The sequence below is a fragment of the Nostoc sp. CALU 546 genome (genome assembly GCF_048836525.1).
Map to the genome: position 1 here is coordinate 1 of NZ_JAWJTF010000069.1, position 21,457 is coordinate 21,457.

Annotated in this window: 14 protein-coding genes; 10 read left to right on the forward strand and 4 right to left on the reverse strand. The window is 42.3% G+C overall.

From position 1 onward, the window contains the following. Nucleotides 1-265 precede the first annotated feature (265 nt). Nucleotides 266-940 (reverse strand): 7-cyano-7-deazaguanine synthase QueC, encoded by a 675-nt coding sequence (gene queC / locus RRG12_RS27530; protein WP_420761363.1) that lies wholly within the window; start codon nucleotides 938-940, stop codon nucleotides 266-268. 343 nt (nucleotides 941-1,283) lie between these two features. Between queC and RRG12_RS27535 the strand changes: the two genes are divergently transcribed. From RRG12_RS27535 to rdgB, 8 genes are all read left to right on the forward strand, one after another. Continuing rightward, complete coding sequence (locus RRG12_RS27535; RefSeq protein ID WP_069068972.1) at nucleotides 1,284-2,366, forward strand: Gfo/Idh/MocA family protein; 1,083 nt, start codon at nucleotides 1,284-1,286, stop codon at nucleotides 2,364-2,366. A gap of 501 nt (nucleotides 2,367-2,867) precedes the next feature. Then, nucleotides 2,868-3,491, forward strand: a complete 624-nt coding sequence (locus tag RRG12_RS27540; protein WP_420761364.1) for a DedA family protein — start codon at nucleotides 2,868-2,870, stop codon at nucleotides 3,489-3,491. 240 nt (nucleotides 3,492-3,731) lie between these two features. Further along, entirely contained in the window at nucleotides 3,732-4,889 is a 1,158-nt protein-coding gene (locus RRG12_RS27545) for a ParM/StbA family protein (protein WP_069068970.1), read from the forward strand. A gap of 5 nt (nucleotides 4,890-4,894) precedes the next feature. Beyond that, entirely contained in the window at nucleotides 4,895-5,374 is a 480-nt protein-coding gene (locus RRG12_RS27550) for a plasmid segregation centromere-binding protein ParR (RefSeq protein WP_420761365.1), read from the forward strand. Between the two features lie 375 nt (nucleotides 5,375-5,749). After that, nucleotides 5,750-7,051 (forward strand): P-loop NTPase fold protein, encoded by a 1,302-nt coding sequence (locus RRG12_RS27555; protein WP_420761366.1) that lies wholly within the window; start codon nucleotides 5,750-5,752, stop codon nucleotides 7,049-7,051. A gap of 42 nt (nucleotides 7,052-7,093) precedes the next feature. Next, complete coding sequence (locus RRG12_RS27560; RefSeq protein ID WP_420761367.1) at nucleotides 7,094-12,046, forward strand: tetratricopeptide repeat protein; 4,953 nt, start codon at nucleotides 7,094-7,096, stop codon at nucleotides 12,044-12,046. A gap of 264 nt (nucleotides 12,047-12,310) precedes the next feature. Then, a complete protein-coding gene (locus tag RRG12_RS27565) occupies nucleotides 12,311-13,747 on the forward strand; it encodes a phosphoglucomutase/phosphomannomutase family protein (protein WP_420761368.1) in 1,437 nt (478 codons plus the stop codon). A gap of 83 nt (nucleotides 13,748-13,830) precedes the next feature. After that, the gene (gene rdgB / locus RRG12_RS27570) at nucleotides 13,831-14,409 is read left to right on the forward strand and encodes an RdgB/HAM1 family non-canonical purine NTP pyrophosphatase (RefSeq protein ID WP_069068966.1); all 579 of its coding nucleotides are present in this window, start codon (nucleotides 13,831-13,833) and stop codon (nucleotides 14,407-14,409) included. A 125-nt stretch (nucleotides 14,410-14,534) separates the two neighbouring features. Here the strand turns inward: rdgB and RRG12_RS27575 are convergent, their stop codons facing one another. From RRG12_RS27575 to thiD, 3 genes are all read right to left on the reverse strand, one after another. Next, the gene (locus tag RRG12_RS27575) at nucleotides 14,535-14,873 is read right to left on the reverse strand and encodes a P-II family nitrogen regulator (RefSeq protein ID WP_012410794.1); all 339 of its coding nucleotides are present in this window, start codon (nucleotides 14,871-14,873) and stop codon (nucleotides 14,535-14,537) included. Between the two features lie 484 nt (nucleotides 14,874-15,357). Beyond that, complete coding sequence (locus RRG12_RS27580) at nucleotides 15,358-15,966, reverse strand: hypothetical protein (RefSeq protein ID WP_069068965.1); 609 nt, start codon at nucleotides 15,964-15,966, stop codon at nucleotides 15,358-15,360. Nucleotides 15,967-16,174: 208 nt separating this feature from the next. Then, entirely contained in the window at nucleotides 16,175-17,002 is an 828-nt protein-coding gene (thiD, locus tag RRG12_RS27585; RefSeq protein WP_420761369.1) for a bifunctional hydroxymethylpyrimidine kinase/phosphomethylpyrimidine kinase, read from the reverse strand. A 1,144-nt stretch (nucleotides 17,003-18,146) separates the two neighbouring features. Between thiD and RRG12_RS27590 the strand changes: the two genes are divergently transcribed. Both RRG12_RS27590 and RRG12_RS27595 read left to right on the forward strand, forming a co-directional pair. Beyond that, nucleotides 18,147-20,672 carry a choice-of-anchor D domain-containing protein gene (locus RRG12_RS27590; RefSeq protein ID WP_420761370.1) on the forward strand — a complete coding sequence of 842 codons (2,526 nt, stop codon included), beginning with the start codon at nucleotides 18,147-18,149 and terminating at the stop codon, nucleotides 20,670-20,672. A gap of 222 nt (nucleotides 20,673-20,894) precedes the next feature. Then, the gene (locus tag RRG12_RS27595; RefSeq protein WP_420761371.1) at nucleotides 20,895-21,437 is read left to right on the forward strand and encodes a 2'-5' RNA ligase family protein; all 543 of its coding nucleotides are present in this window, start codon (nucleotides 20,895-20,897) and stop codon (nucleotides 21,435-21,437) included. The last annotated feature ends 20 nt before the right edge of the window (nucleotides 21,438-21,457 follow it).

Genomic DNA, 21,457 nt, shown 5'->3' on the forward strand with positions numbered 1-21,457 from the left:
CCTGCCCTCCTCTGCCCGCAACCCCCCCACCTGACGCTCGCGCTGCCCCTGTCCGATGTTTGCGACGTGTGTTACCCACGTCCCGCGGGAGGGGGGGGGGAGGGGGGCGGGGGAGGAGATGAGGAAGCAGGGGAAGCAGGGGGAGCAGGGGGAGCGGAGGGATGGGGAAAGCGGGGGAGGGAAGGCAGGGGGGCAGGGGGAGCAGGGGGAGCAGAGGGAAAATAACCAATGCCCAATGCCCAATGCCCAATGCCCAATGCCCACATTAAGCATAGGCCACTGGATCAACAAGTCCCAATTCGGCAAAAGCTGCTAGCCGCAAGCGACAAGAATCACACACGCCGCAGGCGACATCACCACCGGCATAGCAAGACCAAGTTAGCTCCCAAGGAACTCCCAATTGGTTCCCCAGTTGGATGATTTCAGTTTTTTTCAAATTTATTAGGGGTGCAACAATATTAATTGGTTGTCCCTCACGTCCCTGTTTGGTTCCGAGGCGAAAAACTTCTTGCATTGCTTGGATATAATCGGGGCGACAGTCAGGATATCCTGAGTAATCTAAGGCGTTGACGCCGATATAGACACGCTCTGCTGCGATCGCTTCGGCGTAACTCAGAGCAAAGCTTAAAAAGATGGTATTACGAGCCGGAACATAAGTGACAGGAATATTTTGAGACATTTCATCTAGCGATCGCTCCTGGGGTAAATCAATGGCGTCATCGGTAAGTGCTGAACCACCCCATTGTCGTAAATCAAAATTAACTACCTGATGTTTTGCGATCGCAGCCTTTTGACCAACGGTGAGGGCTGACTGTAACTCTCGTCGGTGTCGCTGCTGGTAATCAAAGGAAATAGCATGACATTCACAGCCATCTGCCTTAGCTTTATACAGAATTGTGGAAGAGTCCAATCCCCCAGATAACAGAATTACAGCTTTCATCTCAATTGCAACTTTTGGATTTCAAATCGCCAAATCAAACAAACCTTAACAAGATGCCAGGAAACAATGCGAAGGAGAATTTACACTTAGGTCTTACTGAATTTTTTAAATTTAATAAAAAGACATATATTCTTTGTAGAAAGTGCAAAATCCCAAGCAAACCCGAAATATCTATACAAAAGATATTTGGATTACGGGAACCGATCACAAACTTTGAAATTCTTCATAAACATAGGCTCTATGTTACCATCTGGATGGTTTTAGACGGATCGTAACCGGCTTTCGAGTATAAACGCCAACGGCCGTAGCGTCTCTAAATTTGGTGGTTGAGGAGAGAATAATAGTGCAAAATAGCATGTCAGTGGCAGAACCGAATCCATATACACAGCGCAACCAGCCACGACCGATCCGCATAGGCGTGATTGGAGTGGGTAACATGGGACAACACCACACTCGCGTGCTGAGTTCAATGAAAGATGTTGAACTAGTCGGAGTGGCAGATATCAACGTCGAGCGAGGATTAGAAACTGCCAGCAAGTACAAGGTGCGTTTTTTTGAAGATTACTGTGACCTGCTACCCCTTGTGGAAGCAGTTTGTGTAGCTGTTCCCACCCGTCTGCACTATGCCGTGGGTATCAACTGTCTGTTAGCGGGAATTCATGTCTTAATTGAAAAACCCATCGCAGCCAGTATTTCTGAGGCAGAATCTTTAGTAAATGCCGCAGCTGAATCTGGGTGTATCCTGCAAGTAGGTCATATTGAGCGTTTCAACCCAGCTTTTAAAGAACTGAGCCAAGTGCTGAAAACAGAGGAATTGCTGGCGCTAGAAGCCCACAGAATGAGTCCCTACTCAGACCGGGCAAACGATGTTTCAGTTGTGCTGGATTTAATGATCCATGACATCGACCTCCTTCTAGAATTAGCTGCTTCCCCAGTAACAAAATTGACTGCTAGCGGTACTCGCTCCCTAGACTCTGGTTATCTAGATTATGTAACCGCCACCTTGGGGTTTGCCAATGGTATTGTTGCTACTCTGACTGCTAGTAAAGTTACCCACCGAAAAATTCGCCGGATTGTCGCCCATTGCAAAAATTCATTTACTGAGGCAGATTTTCTCAAGAATGAAATTTTGATTCACCGACAAACGGCTGCCAATTCTCTCACCGACCACCGACAAGTACTTTATAGGCAAGATGGTGTGATTGAAAAAGTCTACACCAGCAACATTCAACCCTTAAGTGCAGAATTAGAACATTTTGTCAACTGTGTGCATGGTGGCAATCAACCATCAGTAGGTGGTGAACAAGCTCTCAAAGCCCTAAGACTGGCAAGTTTAATTGAACAGATGGCGCTAGAAGATCGAGTTTGGAATCCATTAGACTGGCAATCGGAACCAAGGGTACAATCATTGACACCGACAGCCTAGACCAAGAGGGAATGAGGGATGAGGGGGACAAGGTAAAATTTTCTCCCTGCTCTCCCACAGCCACAACCTCAAAAAAAATCTAAAATATGTTTTTAAATTTGCCATCAAATCTTTAGATCCTCCCAAGTCCTGATTACAAAAGCGACTAAGGGGGATCTAAAAAATTAGAAAACAAAACCTAGTAGTTCGCCAAGTGAACTTGGCGGGGTAAAGGGTAAAGGGGAAGGGGGAAAGGTTTTAAATCCCTTAACCTTTTCCCTTTCCCCTTTCCCCAGACCTCACCTAGCATCTTTGGGTTGGCAAACTACTAGTGGTTGGTTTCATTAATTTTGTAAGGTTCGTAGTGAGCGATTTATCGCTCAATTTCAAGGGTTAGAGCTACTTCCGAACTTTTCATAACCCTCGAAATTAATGAAACATACCCCTACCTTCCATTCCTCTTGCTTTGTTTCTCTGTTGCCATGCCAACTTTATAATCCAGCAATTTCAGGAATTGACTAAATGCTTGAATGGATAACTAATACTATCAACTATTTTGGCTATTGGGGAATCGCCCTACTGATGTTCCTAGAGAACCTGTTTCCCCCCATTCCTTCAGAATTGATCATGCCACTAGCTGGATTTACAGCAAGTCCATATCAACCAGGAGGGGCAAAGCTAAATATCATTGGTGTGTTTTTCGCAGGACTTTTGGGTTCTGTATTGGGCGCACTTATTTGGTACTATCCAGGTAAGTTTTTGGGCGAAATCCGTTTGAAGCGTTGGGCTGACAAGTATGGCAAATGGTTGGGTATATCTAGTAAAGATATCACCAAGGCCAAAGAGTGGTTTAATCGACAAGGTAGAACAGCAGTATTAATTGGTCGTCTTGTACCGGGAATCCGCACCTTGATTTCTGTTCCCGCAGGGATGAGCAATATGCCCTTGCTACCATTTTTGGTTTACACAACATTCGGTAGCGCTGCTTGGGTGGGTTTGCTAACATACTCAGGATACATATTGGGTAGTCAGTATGAACTTGTGGACAACTACCTTGCTCCTGTATCTAAAATCGTACTTGGGGGTTTGGTTCTAGCATTTGTTTTCTGGATATTCAAGCGCCAGTTAAGACGTACTAGAAGATAAAACACGGACGCTTTTGGTTTGAAAGCAGTGAAAGCAGGGGTTACATCTGACCAAAATTCGCCTACACTATGCCAAATAATACTAGATGTGCGAATGCATGAGCTTATCGGAGATATCGCCGGAATTCATTTTTGACGTATTTCTAGCTACACTTGACGCAACCTAGAATTTCTGGTTGCTCGCATTTTTGTAAGATGAGCATGACAACTTTTTACAGTTAAATTTGAACTAGGAGCTTTCATGACAGACCAACCTTCCGCCGCTACCCCAATCAATGCCGCTGCTATACCGATGAATAGGCAGCCGTTAGCATCGACTCCCATCAATGCTGTTAATAATAATCCTCCCAAGACAGGCGGTGTTCCGGGAAAAACCATTCTCAGTGTTGACTTAGGCAGAACTTCCACAAAAACTTGTGTGAGTCGCGAACCCGGTAATGTGGTGTTCGTACCTGCCAACGTCAAGCAGATGTCAATAGAGCAAGTACGCGGTGGTGTTTTTGAAGCCAGAGCCACTGATCCCTTAATGGATTTGTGGCTGGAGTATCAAGGAAATGGATATGCTGTTGGTCAACTAGCAGCCGATTTTGGAGCGAATCTAGGAGTTGGCCAATCTAAAGTAGAAGCTGCACTAGTAAAAGTATTAGCAAGTGCTGGCTACTTCAAACTCAGAGATGATATCTCAGTCGTACTAGGTCTGCCTTTTCTTTCCTTAGAGCAATTTGAAAAGGAAAAAGCACAGTTGATTAGCCAAGTAGGTGGCCCTCATGTGTTGAACTTCCGAGGCGAATCTGTGTCGCTGAACGTCAATAAGGTATGGGTAATGCCAGAAGGTTACGGCAGCTTGCTGTGGTCTGAAGCTCAACCGAAGAAAAGCCCTGGTAGTCCCGATTTTACAAAAATATCGGTGGCGATCGTTGATATTGGACACCAAACCGTCGATCTTTTGATGGTAGATAACTTCCGTTTTGCCAGAGGTGCTTCTAAGAGCGAAGACTTCGGGATGAATAAGTTTTATGAATTGGTGTCTGCCGAAATCGAGGGAGCAGATAGTCAATCTCTAGCCCTGATTTCCGCTGTGAACAAACCCAGAGGCGAACGTTTTTACCGTCCTAAAGGCGCTAGCAAGCCCACCAACCTAGACGATTTTCTTCCCAACCTCACAGAGATGTTTTCTCGCGAAATCTGTAGCCGTGTGCTAGCCTGGTTGCCAGAACGCGTCACCGATGTGATTCTCACTGGCGGGGGTGGTGAGTTCTTCTGGGACGACGTTCAACGTCTGCTCAAGGAAGCAAAGATTAATGCTCATTTAGCAGCACCTTCCCGTCAGGCGAATGCTTTGGGGCAGTATATTTATGGAGAGGCACAATTATCCTCCAATCGCGCTGCTAGGGCATAAAACTGATGTTCCAATGGTCAAAAAAGGTAGTTAAATCCGTCACGTTCAACCCAGAGCTTGCTGATGAAAGCTTGTTAGCGCAAGTAGAAAGTTATTTGGAAAAACAACCAGACAAGACTTTCAGCGATCTCTGTAAAGAAGCCTTGTGGCAATCTTTATGTGTACCGGAATCTGTACAACCTGCTCCACAAACAGCAGCAACAACACCGACTGATCAACAAATCGGTGAACTGCAACGTCAAGTGGCTGGACTTGAGGAACGTTTTTTTGCCAAGGGATCTAATCGTTTGGAGGCGATGGAACATCATCTACTGCAACTTTCTCAACAAGTTGCACAACTGGCGCTCATAGTCAATGATCGATCATTCATTCCGTCTCCAACTCAATTAGAAGTAGTAAATAATACTTCTTATACTGTTGCTACCCCTCCTCAAGAGGTTGACCCCGTAATCAGTCGCCTTAGTCAGTTTCTCGATGATTTTTAAGGAACAATCAGGTTTGTGAGCAGTTTTTGCTCATGTTAACAATCCTTAATAGTTAATACTATTAAGGATTATTAATGTTTATATCTTTGTACAGACACAATATTTAGCAACGATCGCTACCCTTATTCTTTGGAGACGCTACGCGAACGGGAAGCTGCTTTACGTCAATGCATCTACGCGGCTAATCAAGTTATGTAAAACCGAGCGATCGCACATCAATTTTTAGTGTGCAATCAAAGTGGCATAGAGTATTATTTCGGACTATAGTATAAAGTTTTTCGATTCTAGGAATCTACAGCAGGAAATTACCCAGTTATACTGAGATAAACGAGTGTAAGTCAAAACACCGTTTGAGGTCAGCTAAAATTTGTCACCATGAGTAATACCAGTTTTTGGAAGCCTGCTTATCAGCTTTTTAAGCCAGAGGAACCACTTACTACGCCTGAAGAACTGAAAAATTTTTATGTCCAGCGAGCCAACAGTCCTGTAGAGAATTTAATCACTTTCTTGGATATGGAAGACGACCCAGCTAAATTTTTATTAGCAGGTCACAGGGGTGGTGGCAAAACTACAGAATTGCGGCGATTAGAACAACATTTGAACAGTAAGTATACAGTAATTTGGATTGATACTGTAACTGCTCTCGACCAGTACAACATTGGCTATGCTGAAGTTGTAGTCTTAATTGGAATTAAAATTTTTGAAAAAGTTATTCAACGAGAGTGGGGTTTAAAAGACGATTTATTAAATGATTTACTCGAAAGTCTCAAAACTGTAGTTTATCAAGATGAAGATGCTGAAAATACGGGTCTTGAACTTCCAGAAATTCTCAAAAAACTAGGTCTAATTCTTAAACAAGGTTTAACTCGCAAAGTTACTACAACTCTTAATATTCGTCCGCAGCTTAGTAAAATAATTGAGCGAGTTAATGCCATCATAGAAGCTGCCGAAAAAAGAAACAAGCAGAAGTTACTGGTGATTGTAGATGGTCTTGACCGACACGATCAAGTTACAGCCTTGGAAATGTTCGCTAGTCCACTGCTGACTCAGCTAAGTTGCCATATTATATATGCGATTCCGATTTCGCTCAGATATTCTCCAAGCTTTCGTCAACCAATGGAAAGCTTTCAAAAATGCTTAGATTTAACGAATCCACCAGTATTTGAGTGTGATGAAAATTTATGTCCTACTACAATCCCTAATCAACTTGGTAGAGATATTCTTAATAGTGTAATTCATAAGCGTTTAGCAAGTTTGGGTGTTGCTTATAAAGGTTTATTTAATCCAGATGCGCTAGAACTAATTTCTGAAAAAAGTGGCGGTGTGATGCGTGATTTGGTGCGACTGGCTCGTACAGCTTGTGAAGTTTCTTTAAGGCTAGATTTGATATATGTAGACTTAGATGTTGCTAAAGAGGCTGTGCAAGAAGTACGCAGAGAATATAATTTGAGTGATTACCATTTCCCCGAACTAGATAAAGTTCACCGCACAGGTTGCTTAACTACTAACACCCATAGTTTGCCTAACAAAGGTCAGTTTGTGATTTGTGATGAGCTTTTGCAAAACAAATTTGTATTAGGCTATTACAATCACAGTAAAAAATCCTGGTTTGATGTAAACCCTATTTTATTGGAAGATTTACAACGTTGGCAAGTTGCTAACGCTCCAAAAATTTAATAGTTGTTTTCTCTCGCAATCAGCAATTATTCATTAATAAAAATGGCTTCTAACGAAGATAACACTTATTCCATAAGTGCAAATGACGCAACAGAGCTAAAAAAATTAGTTAGTTTCTTAGAATTATCTAGTGGAACAACGACAATTTTTGCTATTGCACCGGAGAGTGGGCCACAGCATCCAGTAGTTGAAGAAATAAAGTTACTTTTATCAGATGGGTATCATACTTTTAATGAGCCTCAAAACTTTTTTTACAGTGATAACTCACTCTATAATTTTCTCTACAGTTTAGATGAAACTGGGCTGCATAATTCTCCAACTAAACGCAAATTGATAATGGCGTTTGGAATTGACCAACTGCCGACATCACGCCTTAAACAAGAGATGAAGCAGTTGAATTTAGGGAGAGATTCGCTATTTGGTAGGGAATTGGTCATAATTTTTTGGCTGAATAAAGAGGAATTTTTAGAAGAATTTCGTAATCGTGCGCCTGATTTCTGGGATTGGCGGGGTAAATTGGTGAAATTTGAGGCACGTCCACCTGTAAATCCCTTGTTTTATCCTTATTTGGAGTGGCTGATAGCTGAGAATTCCTATCTCAAAATCAGTGGCGTGATGCAAGTCCAGCGCCAAGTAGATATTTTTCTCGATCAAATTTATGTTTCACTACAAGCAGTAAGGCGACAGCAGGTTACAGAAACGTCGAAACTAGATCAAGAGATGACTACATTTCGCAAAGCTGAACATAGGTTGAGCATCTCTGGCCTCTACGATTTAGACGAACCTTCTTATTACGAACCAGTTTTACTAAGTTCAATACCCGCGACTAGCGCCAAAACAGTAACACAAAGAATTGATTTATCCCATGCAGTGCGCGAGAATCAATACTGCGTGATTCTCGGCGCTCCAGGGGCGGGAAAGACAACGTTACTGCGTTATCTAGCGCTACATTTTGCCACAGCTAAACGTGATGGCAATGAAACAGTAATTGGTGGCGAACCCCAAGAAGAATTGGGTAAAGCTCTGTTGCCAATTTTCTTTCGTATTGCCGATTATGCAGAACGACTTCAACAAGAACCACAGTTAAGCCTGCTCGACTATCTGCGCCAATTCTACCGTCAGTGGGAAGCTTACTTTCAAGATGAAGTGGAAGCGGGAACTGAGATGGCGGCGCTACTATTAGAAAAAATGCACCAAGGGCAGTGCTTGATACTGCTGGATGGGCTAGATGAGGTATTTGAACAAGAAAGCCGCAGGCTGATTGTGGAAAGAATTGATCAGTTTGTCAATGCTTTCTCTACTAATAAGTTTGTCATTACCAGCCGCATAGCTGGCTACCGCGATGTGAAACTGAGCAGCCGCTTTGCTGAGTTCACTATTGAAGATATGGGTAGTGAACAGGTAGAAAAATTCCTGGAACGCTGGTGTTTGGCCATAGAACGAGCGCAGCAGCCAGAAGCTAGTGAGGCACAATGGCAAAGAGCAGGAGATGACCAAGCAAGGAAGATTTTAGAGGCAATAAAAGATAATGAGGGTGTAAAGCGCTTGACAGCGAACCCTTTACTGTTGACAATTTTGGCACTGATTCACCGCAATGGTGAGCGTCTACCTAACCGTCGGGTGAAACTTTATGAATTAGCAGTGCAAACCTTAACCGAAGATTGGCAGCTAGGTAAGAAGTTGCCAGATGCTCCGAAAGTGCTGCTGAACCAAAATGAAGTAGTAGCATTTTTAGCACCACTGGCTTACTGGATGCATGAGGAAAAGCCTTCTGGTTTGGTAACTGAGGCAGAAGTTGAACAACAGTTAGCAGCAAAGCTAGCAGAACTAAATGATACTGACTTAGAATCAGACTCAGTACGCCAAGCCGTGCAGGAGTTTTTACGAAAAGTGCGGGAAACCACAGGTCTATTTGTGGAACGTGCGCCTGGAGTCTACGGTTTTATGCACCTAACGTTTGAGGAGTATTTTGCCGCACGTTATATTGCTGACAATGAAGTAAGGGATATTTTAGAAATCATCCGTAAACATTTGCATGAGCCGCGTTGGAATGAGCCGATTCTACTGGCTTTAGGCTATTACGGAATTTATTCTCCTAAACAGGTTAATAAGCTAGTTGAGGAGCTTTTCAGTAATCTTGAGGCTTATGAACCTGTCATTAAAGGTGGTAAGTTAAAAATCAAAAATGCATCTTCGCAGGATGCAATTATCATCTGGTCAGGTTTGCAAGAGGAATCAAGTACTAACTGTAAACAGTCGGAAGTACAGTTAAAAGATTTGCTATTTGCTGGTGAGATTTTAACTCAAGTTGAGGTCAATAGTAGTCGTCGCAAAAAGCTAATTCAAAAATTAGTTATGACCTATCTTGGTTTAGATACAGACTTTGACGATGATGCAACTAAACAACTGTTAAGGCTGTTACGCCAAATTGAACTATTTAACCAGAAAGGTGAAGTTCTGGCACAGCTGAAAGAATTTGCTAATGATTCAACACTTACTGAAGAGATACGGGTAAAAGCCCAGACAGCTATTCTTTATGTTGCTTGTGGTGAATCAGGGGCAGGATTAGTTAGTTGTGCCATTGATATTGTTAATCAGCTAGAGCCTAATATATTTTGTAGTCTTAGAGAATTGGTTAAAGAACTAGGTGAAGAAATGACACCTGCTCTAGAAAATAGTCTGGAAAATTATAATGGCGATCAAGACTCTCAAAAAGCATTAAATTTACTTACCGCAATATCTTATATTCGTACAGATAAATATACAAAAGCTGTGGAGCTTCTAGAAGAAATCAATGTTCAGCCAAATGTCAGGTACAGTGCTTATATAGCTTGGTCAATTGCAACTTGTTATCAGGAACAAGATAAATTTGATCAAGCAATTGACTACTATCAGGAATGCTTTGAAAAACTAGCCTTATATATTCATCCATCAGCTTTTCTACTGTTTTGGAGAAACCGGGGTATTTGTCATCGCTTACACACCAAATATAAGCAGTCACTAGAATGCTTCCAGCAGGCGTTAGCTATAGACAGAGAGTTTCGCAAGCCTGAAGATGAAGCAAGTGATTTGTGGAATATAGCTAGAACTTATCAAGAATGGGGAAAATATGAACAAGCGATCGCCTACTTCCAACAAAGCCGTGATCTCTATGAGCAATTGGGTCAAGACAAAAATGTAGCAAATCAGTGGTACTGGCTAGCTAGTTGCTATCGGCAATGGAGTAAATATGAACAAGCACTTGAGTGTCAGCAAAAGTGCTTGGCACAACATCAACGGTTAGAAGACCAAGCAGATATAGCTAGTGCCTACTTTCAACTAGGCTGGATTAATCAAAGTTGGGGCAAATACGAACAAGCGATTGTCTATCACCACCAAAGCCGTGAGCTCTATGAGCAATTGGGTCAAGACAAGAATATAGCAAATCAGTGGTACTGGCTGGCTAGTTGCTATCGGCAATGGAGTAAATATGAACAAGCACTTGAGTGTCAGCAAAAGTGCTTGGCACAACGTCAACGGTTAGAAGACCAAGCAGATATAGCTAATACCTACTTTCAACTAGGTTGGATTCATGAAAGTTGGGGCAAATATAAACAAGCGATCGCCCACTACCAACAAAGCTGTAACCTCTATGAGCAATTGGGTAAAGAGAAGGATGTGGCTAACTTATGGTATTGGCTAGCTGATTGCTATCGGCAATGGGGTAGATATGAGCAAGCTGTAGAGTGTCAGCAAAAATGCTTGACACAACGTCAACAGTTAAAAGACCAAACAGATATAGCTAGTGCCTACTTTCAACTAGGCTGGATTCATCAAAGTTGGGGCAAATATGAACAAGCGATCATCTACTACCAGCAAAGCCGTGACCTCTATGAGCAATTGGGCAAAGAAAAGGATGTTGCTAACTTGTGGTATTGGTTGGCTGATTGTAATGGCAATTGGGGTAAATATGAGCAAGCACTTGAGTGTCAGCAAAAGTGCTTGGCACAACGTCAACGGTTAGAAGATCAAGCAGATATAGCTAGTGCCTACTTTCAACTAGGCTGGATTCATCAAGGTTGGGGCAAATATGAACAAGCGATCGTCTACTACCAACAAAGCCGTGACCTCTACGAGCAATTAGATAAAGTAAAAGATGTGGCTAGCCAATGGGACTGGTTAGCTGATTGCTACCTTAATTGGGATAGATATGAGCAGGCAGTTGAATGTCAAAAACAATACCTTTTGCTACATCAAATGCTAGAAAACCAACCCGAAATAGCTAATGCCTATTATTGGCTAGGACGCATTTATAGAGCCTGGGACAAGTATGAGCAGGCAGTAGAGTATTTTCAGCACAGTTACAACTTGTACCAGCAACTAGATTTAGGTAAAGATGTAGCTAAATGTCATAGAGCAATTGGTGAGAGCCAACGCTTATTAGCAAAAAATATTCAAGATAGAGCAATAGCTTTTGAATTACTAGCGCAAGCTGAACAAAATATCCGTCAAGTCATCCAAATAAATACCACACAAGACTATAAAGAAAATCTTGCTTACGACTACATTATCTTTAGCTTAATTTGGTTGGAACGCTTACGTATATTGTCTTTTGATAACTCGTTACAGCAAGAACTAATTGTCAAATTTGAAGAGTATTATAATATTAGCTTGACGTATTTTGCCGAACTGGGACAGACAGTAAATAGAGCAGATGAAGCTCTTGATGTCGCCCGTGCTTATCTGGAAGTCAGCGTCTTAAAAAATCTTGACCGAGCCGAAGAACTAACCCAAGAATCTCTCCAAGTATTTCAGGAGTACAATTGCCGGAAACTAGAAGCTTCATCTCTTAAACTCTTGGGCGAAATATATCTGAACCGCGCCCAGCAGCATCAATCAGATACTAAAGTAACTGCTACCCAGTTTTTAACAGAAAGTCTGCAAATCTACAGAGAGCTTGATTTAAGCGAAAAAGCTGCCGAGGTGGAGCAGTTAATGCATTCAAATCTGCTGTAATACTGGAATACTTAGCGATTAGAATTCACCCCTACACAAACCAAGCTACGTAGATACTATATGAAAATTCTACGAAAGCGGATTTTAATTGTGAGCCAAAAGGCGCTGTCTGATGACAAGTCGCTGTGCGTCCACACACTCCGTTGCACGAAATTGCTCACTTTTGTATTGAATATCATTAGTACATATTTTTACTAGATTCTTTTTTTACTTTGCACACTGTATAAATGCTAGAATCCTCAAGTAGACAGTTAGGATACTTAGATGCCAGTTGTAGCTAACTCAATCAAGTTTGGTACAGACGGCTGGCGGGGCGTTATTGGTGACGAGTTCACCTTTGAACGTCTAGCCCTGGTCGCGCCAGTTGCCGCAAAAGTATTATATGATACGTATTTTTCTACTGTGGGTAGCCGGACAATAATTGTCGGTTACGATCGCCGATTCATGGCAGAAGACTTTGCTCGTGCTGTCGCCGATACTGTCAGTGCTGTCGGATTTGATGTGCTACTGAGCGAAACTTATGCCCCAACCCCAGCTTATAGTTGGGCAGCAAAAGAACTCAATGCTTTAGGGGCACTGGTAATTACAGCCAGCCATAACCCTGGTTCATATTTGGGTTTAAAAGTCAAGGGCTATTTTGGTGGGTCAGTACCGCCAGAAGTCACAAAAGAGATAGAAGCGCAGTTGTCGGTTGGAGTACCACTAGCAGCTACCCCAGGTAAGCAAGAGAAATTCGATCCTTGGCCCAGTTATACCCAAGCGCTAGAAGGTAAAGTTGATATTGCCAAACTTCGAGAAGCGATCGCATCTGGTAAATTGACATTATTTGCCGATGTCATGCATGGCGCTGCTGCTAGCGGATTGGCGAGACTACTAGGCAATCAAGTCAAAGAAATCAACTCAGAACGCGATCCCCTATTTGGTGGCGGTGCGCCGGAACCCTTACCAAAATACCTTTCAAAGCTATTTGAAGTCATCAAGACTCACAGAGAAACCGATAAATCAGGTTTAACAGTGGGGTTGGTATTTGATGGAGACTGCGATCGCATTGCAGCTGTGGATGGAGAAGCCAACTTCCTAAGTTCCCAAGTATTAATCCCGATATTAATCGACCACTTAACCTTAAGGCGTGGCTTTAGTGGTGAAATAGTCAAAACTGTTAGTGGTTCCGACTTAATGCCCCTTGTGGCAGCACTACATAACCTGTCAGTATTTGAGACAGCAGTTGGTTATAAATATATTGCTGACAGAATGTTAGCAGCAGAAGTTTTGCTGGGCGGCGAAGAATCGGGAGGAATCGGCTACGGTAGCCATATTCCCGAACGGGATGCACTGCTGTCAGCATTGTACGTCCTAGAGGCGATTGTAGAATCTGGTTTGGATTTAGGTGAGTATTATCGCCACTTGCAGAAACAAACAGGATTTACTTCAGCTTACGATCGCATTGATTTACCCTTAGCAAGTATGGAAGTGCGATCGCGTCTTTTGCAACAACTGCAAACCCAACCCTTGACGGAAATTGCAGGGAAAGCAGTGATTGATTGCCAAACAATTGACGGCTACAAGTATCGTTTAGCTGATAAAAGCTGGTTAATGATTAGATTTAGCGGGACTGAACCAGTTTTACGCCTATACTGCGAAGCCTCGACAATTGAGCAAGTACATCAAACTCTTGCTTGGGCGAAACAGTGGGCGGAGTAAAATTCATTATTAGTCATTAGTCATTTGTCCTTTGTCCTTGGTAAATGACCAATGACTAATGACCAACCAATGACCAATGACTAATGACCAAATTACTTGTAGTAGCCACAGGAAATCCAGGTAAGTTGCGAGAAATGCAAGCTTATCTGGAAAATTCTGGTTGGGAATTAACCCTCAAACCTGAAGAATTGGAAATTGAAGAGACGGGCGAAACTTTTGCCGCCAACGCTTGTCTAAAAGCGTCACAAATTGCTAAAGCTACGGGAAACTGGGCAATTGCTGATGATTCGGGCTTGCAAGTAGATGCCCTAAATGGCGCTCCAGGGGTGTATTCTGCACGTTACGCCAAAACCGACTCAGAACGCATTGCTAGGATATTGAGCGAATTAGGCAACGAGGTAAATCGGCAAGCTCAATTTGTTTGTGCAGTAGCGATCGCTCGTCCTGATGGTGCGATCGTATTACAATCTGAAGGTGTTTGTTGTGGCGAAATTCTCCACGCACCTCGTGGTGATAGTGGTTTCGGCTACGACCCAATTTTTTATGTACAAGAGTTGCAATTGACCTTTGCTGAAATGACAAAAGAGTTAAAAAGGTCAATTAGCCATAGAGGGAAGGCTTTTACAGCTTTACTTCCGCAACTAGAGAGAATTAGGAGTTAGGAGCTAGAAGTTAGGAGTTAGGAGTTAGGATTTATGAATTATGCTAAATCTTCATTCATTAGTCCTGACTCATAACTCATAACTCTTGTACAGACGCGATTAATCGCGTCTCTACTCCTAACTTTTTAAACTGCTTCAGTGTTCTTTTCGCCGGTACGAATCCGAATCACTTGTTCAACAGGCGAGATGAAAATTTTACCATCGCCAATTTCACCAGTGCGGGCAGCAGCAATAATTTTGTCCACCACCATATCAACCTGATTGTCATCAACTACGATTTCCACTTTGAGTTTTTGTAGAAACTCAACGGTGTACTCAGAACCGCGATACCGTTCAGTTTGGCCTTTCTGCCGTCCGAACCCCCGGACTTCAGAAACAGTCATACCGACAATACCAGCGTTAACTAAGGCAATTTTTACCTCATCTAGCTTAAATGGGCGGATAATAGCTTCTACTTTTTTCATCTTCTTTACTCCTGACTTCTACTAGCTTCGTTTATATATCTAACCAGATCCGCTGTCTGAAGCTGTAACTAGCAGTGCTTTTCCTAAAAGATATGTAATAATTGCCACTTTTTTAAAATGTAGATGCTTTGCTTGAGCATTTGGGACATGAGAACCAGCAAAGATTTAGAGAAACACTAGGTAAGCGTAAAACTCAGTCCCTTTAGGGATGAGATATAAGCGACGGCTCGACTGAGCATTCGCCAAAGCCTCGTGTAGTTTTAACCACCATAATTTTTAGACCAGAGAGTGCCAATAACTTGGATAATCTTTGAGCTTCTAACATAAAGAAGTTTCTGTCAATTTAGCATTTTATGTAGCTTTTATAACCTAAAAATAAATCAACTCCACTATTTAGCAGATTTGTTTGGATATTTAGAGAGTGATTGTAGATAAATTGCATAGTAGCCCGAAAGACTGCTGCTGCTGACTGTGGGAGTGTCAACTAACGTTTCTGATGTTCAAACAAGGGACGCACAACGAAATATCCAGCACTAAAGGCAGTAAGCATGATTAACAAGATGGTAATAATTAACCACCAACCATTGAGTCCCTTGGCATCTGGCTCAGTAGTGGAATAATAACTTACTTGTTGTTCTTCTATAAAAACTTGTTCTGGTATCGGGAAATTCATTTCCATTACAGGTGTAGAAAAGTCTTGGCGGCGACTTTTTTCGGGTGCGGCTTTGGGCACAACGGGTGGATGTGAACGAGAAACCTGCTGACGTGGACGCCCTTGTGTTACAGGCTGTTTAGCGGCATTTTTAACTTCGCTAACAGCTTGGGTAGCTTGATGATAATTAGGTTTAGCATGGGAATCCACAAAATTTTGCAAGCGAGAAAAAGACTCAACGACTTTGGTAATTTCTTGGCGTAATAGTTGATTTTCTTGTGTTAGTTGCTGATTTTGGGTGGTGAGTGCATTTAGCCTCGCCTGTGCTGCTTGCAACTCTGTTGACAATTCCCTGTATACAGATAGTGGTACAGAGGGAGGGTAGGCTTGAGTAGTCGGTGTTGGCGAATTTCTGTGAACAGAACCTATGGTTGTTCGCATCGGGGGCTTGGTATTAAAAATCAAGGTAATTAGATCGTACAGAGATGCTAACAGAGATAGTCACCCCTGAAACTATGCCCAAGAATAATAGAAAAATATCGAAAGGGCAAAGATTTTTTATTGGGGGATTGGGGACTGGGGATTGGGGACTGGGTATTGGGTATTGGGTATTGGGTATTGGGGTATTAAGAAAACTTTTCCCTAGTCCCTAGTCCCTAGTCCCCAACAATGGGAAGAAGTGTCCTACAGGGCCTTGCCCTTCGCCAATATCTAGAGCGTAAGTGAGCGCAGTAGTTACGTACTCCTTTGCTAGTTGCACCGCCTGCCACAAGTCTTTTCCCTTAGCCAGATTAGCAGCGATCGCAGCCGATAGTGTACAACCAGTACCGTGGGTATTTTTTGTCTCTACTTGCTGGCAAGTCAAAACTTCCAACTTATCGCCATCAAACCAGATATCAACGCCACGTAAATCTCCTTTCATACCTCCGCCCTTGACTAAAACAGCCTTCGTTCTTAAAGTCTTGTGAATAATTTCAGCAGCAGCTTGCATATCTTCCAAGGAGTTAATTTGTAAACCGCTTAAAATCTGAGCTTCATAGCGATTGGGCGTGATTATAACCGCCTTGGGAATCAGCGTATGGCACAGAGTCTTCACAGCATCATCATCAATCAATTGTGCTCCTGTACGTGACACCATTACTGGATCAACTACTAGATTATTGATTTGTAAAGCTTCTACCTGCTGGGCAACAGCAAAGATAATTTCCTGATTGAGCAACATTCCCGTTTTGGCAGCTTGTACGCCAATATCCTCAACTACTGCCTGAATTTGCGCTACAACAGCCTCCATTGGCATAGCATCAACCCTCCTCACTCCTAGAGTGTTTTGTGCCGTGACACAGGTTATAGCGCTAGTACCGTGGACACAGTGAAAAGCAAAGGTGCGTAAATCGGCTTGAATTCCTGCACCGCCACCGCTATCTGAACCAGCAATGGTTAAAGCAACAGGTATTCTGGAGTTTATTGCAGTATTCATATTATGAAGATTAAGTAAGTTGACACCATCAAACCAAACTATCTCAAAGATTGGCTCTCTAGGCTAAAACCCTATTCCCTCCTACCCAATCGCAACGATAAACAGTTACGGCAACCTGACTTGATAGTGCTGACTAGAGAGTGCTGAGTAAAAAATACTAGTACCGCACGGCGGAAATAAGCCACCCATTCTCAATCAACAAAACCCTTATGCTGTCTTCATTTTTAACTTTTAATTTTTAATTTTTAATTCCACCTTGCGCTACTAGTCCCCAATCCCAATCTCTAATCCCCAGTCCTCAAATTTTTAGATAAACTTCATCAAATCCTCGCACAAAGCACTCTCTATTCCCATATCACTCAGGAAATTAACAGGACTCACCACGACACTTCCATAGTTTTTTGTCTTTTGTTGTAAAAAAACTTACCATGTTACGAGCATTTACTGATATCAAGTGCTGTTTGTAAAGGTTACTTTTAACTAAGTTCAAAACAAGACATCAGTTACACCGCTTAAAAACAGGTTCGACTCAGTTGTTAGATTAATCCCCTTAAGTTAAGGGGTAAACCTACTAAAGTTTCAAGCAAAATTTAACTTTGACCACTGTAACTTTAAGTCCGAAGTTATTAGTCAGGGGTGTATTTTACCATGCCTATTTAGCAATCTCCTGACCTCAGACAACGGATAAAGTCCAGAGGAATTACCATGCAAAATTATGATCGCTGTATTGAATATAGCAGATGGTCAAGCTGGCTCACAAAGAGCAGCGATTACATCTGTGCTCCAGATGAAGATACGATTCAATTCGACTCCATCTAACCTTGCTAATCAGACTATGTCTGACAACCAGCAAAACAGGCGAAGCATCTACCCGCTAATCGTCCGATCACCCTCAACAAAACCCTGACGATTGGATTGATGGTATCGATATCCCTGTTTTAACCATCAACGGTTGACAGGAGAAAATTTTTCAATTTTACAACAGCGTTTCTAGAACCAACGCGATTTCAAGTCGCGATTGGATAACTGTGACTGTCTTGAAAATTCCAGATAGATAACCCATTCAAATAACTACTTAGCAACTGATGAAAGTGGCTGAGAATTTATTACCAATTCACCTTACAAAATATTCGGAGTAAAGATAATGGCTGGCAAAACATACTACGTTTCTGGAACAGGCAATGATAAAAATAATGGCTTGAAAGAAGATACTGCATTTCGCAGTTTGGGTAAAGCCTTCTATGAGATGAAAACAGGCGATACAGTCTACGTCATGAATGGCACTTATGAGAAAGGAGGAAATATTTTTAACATGAATGGTTCGCCAGACAACTGGACAACCGTCAAAGCCTATCCAGGACATACGCCTAAGATAAAAACAACTATAACTGGCATTAATGTATTTAGTTCATCTTACGTGCGGATTGAAGGACTTGAGCTAGAGGGCAATCGGGAAAACATCACTCTAGAATATGCCTTAAGTCAGAAGGATAACGTTAACAACCCCTTGACTTATGCTAATGGAATTTATGTATCAGCATGGAAAGATAGTCAGGGAGCGGGCGGTACTAATCCCCATCACATTGTCATTGCTGGGAATACAGTCCGTAACTTTGCAGGTGGAGGCATTGCATTTCGTGATGCCGATTACATTACTGTTGAGAAAAATGTTGTGTCTGGAAACGCTTGGTATTCGCCTTTTGGTAATCAGGGAATCACCGCACTTAACAGTTTTAACTTTGATAACAATACTACTGACTACAGGATAATTTTTCGAGACAACATTGCTTACGATAATCAAAGTCTGGTTCCTTGGGTAGTGGTAGGCAAAATCACTGAAGGGCACGGTATTATGCTTGATACCACTATGGAGACTAAAGACGGCTTACCCTATACTGGTAAAGCACTAATTGCAAATAACACAAGTTACAACAATGGAGGCGCAGGCATTGAGATTTTTAAAGCTACAAATGTCGATGTCCTCAACAACACAGTTTACCAGAATGGTCGTGTTCTTAAAGAGCATGGAGAGATTGGTGTTTCTTATTCAGAAAAAGTAGGTGTCTACAACAACATCTTGTACGCAACCAACAATCAAAAAGCGAACAGCATTAAGTTCGCCAAAAATATAACCTTTGATCGCAACCTTGTTTATAACTCGAATTTATTTCAAGCTTCAGATAATCTAAAAGCTACGGGATTGCAGAACATTTTGGGTAAAGATCCTCAATTTGTTGATGCGGCCAAAAAGAATTTTGCGCTCAAAGCTGGAAGTCCTGCGATCGATGCTGGTTCCAATGTCTTCAATGCCATAACTGGGAATATTCCTCTGGATGGGGATGGTAATGGCACTGCATTGATTGATATTGGTGCATACGAAGCTCCCCGCATCACTATTACTGCCCCGGAAATTCAAGTTCTCAATGGCACTGTTGACATTGCAGATGGCACCACTACAGCCATTAACTTTGGCGACACCACTGTTAGTAACACTCTCACCAAAACCTTTACTATCAAGAACACCGGTACAGCTGCACTCAGCCTGAGTAACCTTAAACTTCCTGACGGATTTAGTGTGGTTGGTACTCTTCCGACGAGTGTGGCTGCTAATGCTTCCACCACCATATCGGTGGCACTCAACACCACTACACTAGGCACTTATAGTGGTAGCGTCAGTTTAAATAACAACGATAGTGACGAAAGCCCCTTTGACTTTGTTATTAGTGGAACAGTTAAACCTAAAATTATCAATGGTACCGCCGGCAATGACACCTTTATCACCCGATTAAACAATGGCAATGACATCATCACGGACTTTGGTGGTGTAGGTACTAACTCAAATCCTTCAGCTGCGGTGATTGCGAAAATAGACACCTTGCAATTTATTGGGGCTGGTTTGACTGCGAGAAATCTGCAATTAACTCAAAATGCAAACAATTTAGAAGTCACCTTTGAAGATGTGGCTAATACCAAAGTCACTCTGCAAAACTTTAAGTTAGAAAACCTGGAGAACTTAGTTGCATTAGCAACAAGACCCGCCATCGGTAATATCCTATTTGATGGACAGGCTAACTTTACCGACAACTTTGATGTGATTAATGCCGACTCCACTCAAACTAGCGTTTTCAACAGAAACACCGTCACCTTCCTCAATGATTTGAACAATAACATCGTCGGTTTTGACAACTCTAACGATGTGATTAATGGTCAAGGAGGTAATGACATCATTGATGGGAAAAGTGGTGATGACCTGCTGCGGGGCGGTAATGGCAATGATCTTCTTATTGGTGGACAAGGCAATGATACTCTTGTGGGTGGTTTAGGTGCTGATTCTTTCCTTTACAACACCAATGCTGCCTTTACTAGCGCTGCTGTGGGTATTGATACCATTACTGATTTCAACCGCTCTCAAGGTGATAAGATTGTTCTGGATAAGACTACCTTTGCTGCCATTACTTCTGTTGTGGGAACAGGTTTTAGTAACGCCAATGATTTTCAAGTCACCAGTCTAGGGGCGGCTAGTAATGCTGTGATTGTCTACGATCCTCTGACTGGAAATTTACTATACAATCAAAATGGCAGCGCTGCTGGTTTAGGTAGTGGGGGTCAATTTGCAAAACTTACTGGTGCGCCTACTCTGACTGCTTCCGATTTCATCGTTCAAGCATAGTTGGGCCCGGTCAACTGAGTGGAAGCGTAATCCAAATATGAACCCACTTTCAAGATAGTTTTCAATTCAATAGACTGCACCTATAGGGGCACAATATATTGTGCCCCTACAATTTGGATAATACTAAATGAGTCGCATTTGAGTAGTGCGATCGCTAAAAATCTGATTAAAGATGGTACTTTTGAGTAGCAATATACACGAATTACAGCTATTTATAGATAGATGAGCCGTTATTTCATTGCCCTTCTACCATCTCAGGACATTCAAGACTACGCCAACCAGATTAAGCAGGACTTTGCCGATCGCTATTCTAGTAGTGGAGCGCTAAAATCTCCGCCTCATATTACTCTGCAACCGCCCTTTGAATGGGCAGATGCTAACTTACCACTACTAGAAGCATCCTTGCAGGAGTTTGCTCGTGGACAACAGCCACTAGCAATTACACTCAGGGGGTTTGATGCCTTTGTGCCTCGCGTCATATACATTAATGTCGTCAGAAGTCAAGACCTTTTGACTTTGCAAGCTAATTTAATGGCTTATACAGAAAGCAACTTGGGAATTGTTGACCAGGTTTCTAAAACGCGCCCTTTTACGCCCCACATAACGGTTGCATTTCGGGATTTAACAAAGCAGAACTTTAAAGTTGCTTGGCCAGAATTTGAAAAGCGTCAATTGCATTTTGAGTTTACTGCCGACAAATTAACACTGTTGCTTCACGACGGTAAGCGCTGGAATATTAAATCGGAGTTTGCTTTTTTGACTTGATGATAATTTAGCGTTTAACT